General features: G+C 63.1%; 4 protein-coding genes. All 4 read right to left on the reverse strand.

Going from position 1 to position 2,775, the window contains the following annotated elements; translation table 11 throughout:
- Positions 1–124: 124 nt before the first annotated feature.
- Positions 125–373 (reverse strand): hypothetical protein, encoded by a 249-nt coding sequence (locus tag ACVOMF_RS20770; RefSeq protein WP_282273345.1) that lies wholly within the window; start codon positions 371–373, stop codon positions 125–127.
- Between the two features lie 6 nt (positions 374–379).
- Positions 380–781 (reverse strand): OsmC family protein, encoded by a 402-nt coding sequence (locus ACVOMF_RS20775; RefSeq protein ID WP_481510957.1) that lies wholly within the window; start codon positions 779–781, stop codon positions 380–382.
- Between the two features lie 104 nt (positions 782–885).
- Positions 886–2,274, reverse strand: a complete 1,389-nt coding sequence (locus tag ACVOMF_RS20780) for a DUF2867 domain-containing protein (RefSeq protein WP_481510958.1) — start codon at positions 2,272–2,274, stop codon at positions 886–888.
- 17 nt (positions 2,275–2,291) lie between these two features.
- On the reverse strand, positions 2,292–2,618 hold the full coding sequence (locus ACVOMF_RS20785) for a metalloregulator ArsR/SmtB family transcription factor (RefSeq protein ID WP_481510959.1): 327 nt from the start codon (positions 2,616–2,618) through the stop codon (positions 2,292–2,294).
- Positions 2,619–2,775: the final 157 nt, after the last annotated feature.

Below are 2,775 nucleotides of genomic sequence, written 5' to 3' on the forward strand. Positions count from 1 at the left end.
CCCCCCCCCCCTGTTTTTTTTTTTTTTTGGGGGGCGGCGCCTCGCGCTTCTTTTTTTTCCTCCCCCCCCCCCCCCCGGGGGGGCCCCCCCCCCGCCCCTACAAACAAGCCACCCACATCAGGCATCAGCCATGCAGGTGCAGTTCTGGAATGCGCTTCTCATGCGCGGCGAACAGGTCCTGGAACTCTTCCTCGTTGAATTCATCGGGCAGATAGACCGCCACCTGGCTGCTGACGCCGTTGGCATCCACACGTTCGCGCGGCCCAGCCCGCAAAGAGACTTCGCGATCCTTGAAGGTGGTAACCCACGGTGTCTCGTCCCACTGGGTCACTTCGGCGTTGTCTGCATCCCAGATAACAACAATCGTAAACATGGCGTCTCAACCCTTCAGGGCGCGGTGTTCGCTGGTGATGGTCGCACCTTCGCCCATCACTTTCGTGACCGGTGTGCGGGTGGCTACGTCGAGTAGTCGTTCCCATTGTTCGTCGGTCAACGCGCCGGTAGCGGAAAGAATGCGGTGCACCTGCAGCTTACCGGCTTCATCGCGGCTGGAGGTTAGCTCGGCGTTGAACTCACCCAGCTCCCAGCCTTTTTTCTCTGCATACATACGCAAGGTAATCGCAGTGCAGGCGGCCAGCGATGCCAGATATAGATCGAACGGCGCCATGCCCGCGTCCTGGCCGCCCAGCCGGGCAGGCTCATCGGCAACAAGCTGGTGGACGCCGTTGCTGATGCGATGGACGTAGTTGCTCCCCGTTGATTCAATGGTGACGTGGGCCATGGCAGCCTCCTTCGGAACGAGTCGTCAAATTACTGCGATACGGGCAGCTCCGGTAGTCGCCGTTTACTGCCTGCATCGTCCCATCGGCTGAACGATGCGGCCGTTCACATCGTCACGATGGCCGCACCGCCGGCAGGGACGACTGTTGCTGCTTCCTCCAGCAGGCAATTGACGGCGGTCTTCAGCATCTTCGGCGCGATGAAGTGGCGATGCATCGGGTCCACCGCGGCCATGTACAGGTGTCCGAAGGGATTGCGGCAATACACGCGGGTGGAGAGGCTGAAGGTGATCCGTTCGCCTTCGCGCTGCACGCTGACGCTGGAGCGGAACTGAAGGTGACGATCATCGGCGCCGAGCAGCACCTGCGCCGCGTTGGTACTGCTGGACATGGCCAGCACCGGGAAGCGCTGGGCAAAGCGTTGTGTCGGCGCATCGCTCAACAGCGACGATACCGGGCAGCCTAGTGAGGACGTGCGCAATCGCAACGGCCGCGCCAACAGATTCCGCAGCCGCATCAGGCCGCTGACGCTGCCGGCAGGTTGTTGGATGAAGGCGGTGAGCAAGGCTGCCAGCAGCTGTTCCGGATTGCTGCCACCGAGCCAGTGTTGAGCGATCTGGATCTCCACGTGATCCTGGTGGTGGTGACGCGGCAGTTGCTTGGCCAACAGCGAGTCTGGCTGCAGCTGGTGGCTGCTGTGTGTTTGCAGGGCGGGCAGTCGGTGTGAACGGGTGCCGTTGCGTGGATGGAGTTGCACCAGCAGCTGACGCACCTGCCCGGCATGACGACGCAGATGCGCGCAGGCCCAGGCTTGCCGAGGCAGCGGATCGAAGCTGAGTACGCTGGTCCACACATGCGTCTGTTGTGTGTGCTGCTGCAGTGCTGCCGGCATCAGTTCAGTGAGGCTGGCGAGGTCGGCTTCGCCACGCATGACCTGTGCGTGTTGTGCGGGGTCCAGCGCGCCTGCGGTTTCATCGGGATGGCAGGAAACCGCAAACAGCGCCGGGTGCCTGCCGTTGCCGCGCAGTGGTTCGAACTGGTGCCAGGTGTTGGCGGCCATGCGCACCGTGAACAGGCAGTCGGCGGGAATCTCGACGTGGCGCAGTGCCTGTCGGATATCCTGCGGCGTATCGCAAGCCGAACCGGCGGCGATGAAACGTAGACGCGCACCACCGCTGCCGCTGATGGCAGTGAACACGCGCGGTGCAGCATGACGATGGAAGGGGTGGCCATGGCGGCCCACCGAGAAGGTGTACAGCGCGGCGTTGTCGCCGGCAGCCAGATCGGGAGCTGACAGCCGCGCCGAGGGCTCGTCCAGCGCATCATTGAAATGCGCATGCTGGGCTTGGCGTGCGCCTGCTGCGGTTGCAACTGCATCACCGGCGCCCACATCCAGCTGGGTCAGTAGTGTGACTTCCGCGGCACGGCTGCCATCACTGGCATTGATCGAGACATGCGGAAAACTGCTTTCGTTGGGAGTGCGACTGCGTTCCATGCGATGCCTCGTGGTTGTCAGCTGGCGGGTTTGGGCTTGGTCCTGGCGTTGCGACGTGATTCGCGTTGCAGCGGGCCGGCGGTTGGGCAGACCTCGAAGGCAAAGCGACTCAAGGTGTTGACCATGTTGTCGGGGGTAAGCCGGTAGAACACGAACTGACCGCGGCGCTCGCTGGTGACCAGTCCGGCGGCGGCGAGAACCGAGAGATGGCGCGAGATGGCCGGCGCACTCATCTCGAAACGCTGGCCGATCTCGCCAGCGGTGAGTTCCTGCGCCGACAGATAGGCCAGGATCTCCCGGCGCGGGCGTGAGGCAAGGGCTTCGAAGATCTGGTCGGTGGGCATGAGTAATCAATTAACTAATTCGTTAATTGATTAAGCGCCTGATTGCCAGGGTATGTCAAGCGGCGTACCTATAGTGCCGGGCCACTAGGGGGGGGGGGGTGTACGGGGGGACGCAACCCCGGAGGGTGAGGCGCAACCCGGCGGGGGTGGGGGGGAT

The organism is Stenotrophomonas sp. STEN022 (assembly GCF_056760155.1).